Source organism: Buttiauxella izardii, assembly GCF_003601925.1.
Taxonomy (GTDB): domain Bacteria; phylum Pseudomonadota; class Gammaproteobacteria; order Enterobacterales; family Enterobacteriaceae; genus Buttiauxella; species Buttiauxella izardii.
The window spans coordinates 1-854 of sequence record NZ_QZWH01000080.1; the positions used below are offsets into that span (position 1 = coordinate 1).

The following is an 854-nucleotide window of genomic DNA, read 5'->3' on the forward strand; positions in this document are numbered from 1 at the left end:
AAAATTATCCTGACGGGTGCAGGAACCTCCGCATTTATTGGCGACATTATTACGCCATGGCTTTCGCGCCACACCGGGAAAAACTTTGTAGCCGTGCCAACCACCGATCTTGTGACTAATCCGGTGGACTATTTAATTGAACAGGAACCGACATTACTGGTTTCTTTTGCCCGCTCCGGCAACAGCCCGGAAAGTGTGGCTGCCGTCGACCTGGTCAACCAGGTGGTGAAAGACTGCTACCACCTGATCATCACCTGTAACGAAACCGGTAACCTGTATCAAAACGCCGCGACCAGTGGCAATTCACTGGCATTGTTAATGCCAGCAGAAACCCACGACCGCGGTTTCGCGATGACCAGCAGTATTACCACCATGATGGCGAGCTGCCTTGCAGTGTTTGCGCCGGAAGTCATCAACAGCGCCACCTTCCAGGCTGTCGCCAACCGCTGCGAACAAATCATTGCCTCGCAATGCGATCTCAGTGAAAGCGTATTCGGTGACCTTCCTTTCAAACGAGTCGTCTACCTCGGCAGTGGTGGTTTACAAGGCGTTGCGCGTGAATCCGCGCTGAAAGTTCTGGAGCTGACAGCAGGTAAACTGGCAGCGTTTTATGACTCCCCAACGGGTTTCCGCCACGGCCCAAAATCGCTGGTGAATAACGAAACGTTAGTCGTGGTCTTTGTCTCAAGCCACCCGTACACACGCCAGTACGATCTTGATTTGCTGGCTGAACTGCGACGTGATCAACAGGCACTGCGCGTTGTAGCTATCTGCGCTTCACCGTGTCCAGAAGTCGAAGCCGGACCACATATCTGGCTGCCCCCGTCCCGCGATTTTATCGATGTCGAGCAGGC

The 854-nt window shown here is 53.7% G+C and carries 1 protein-coding gene; it reads left to right on the forward strand.

Translation table 11 applies throughout. The features are described 5' to 3' along the window. Positions 1–854: SIS domain-containing protein (locus D6029_RS22280; RefSeq protein ID WP_120066845.1), on the forward strand; the 854-nt coding region annotated here is incomplete at both ends.